We start from the raw sequence: 214 nt of genomic DNA, 5'->3' as shown, positions 1-214 counted from the left end.
GAACTGCCAGGCATCAAATTAAGAACGTGCCTACAACAAAGTTGTAGACGGTTCGAAGAATAAAGTGTGCTGATATGGCTCAGTTGGTAGAGCGCACCCTTGGTAAGGGTGAGGTCCCCAGTTCGACTCTGGGTATCAGCACCAGTTTTTAGGTTAAAGTTCGGCGCTAGTAAAAGAATTTGTCTGGCGGCAACAGCGCGGTGGTCCCACCTGA

Annotated in this window: 1 tRNA gene; it reads left to right on the top strand. The window is 49.5% G+C overall.

The features are described from left to right. The first annotated feature begins 68 nt into the window (after window positions 1–68). A tRNA-Thr gene (locus LZ634_RS15985) sits at window positions 69–144 on the top strand. The last annotated feature ends 70 nt before the right edge of the window (window positions 145–214 follow it).

Source organism: Kluyvera intermedia, from assembly GCF_021440345.1.
In the GTDB taxonomy this organism is placed as follows: Bacteria; Pseudomonadota; Gammaproteobacteria; order Enterobacterales; family Enterobacteriaceae; genus Kluyvera; species Kluyvera intermedia_A.
The sequence above is the reverse complement of the archived record's forward strand: the minus strand, read 5'-3'. Positions and strand labels throughout refer to the sequence as shown.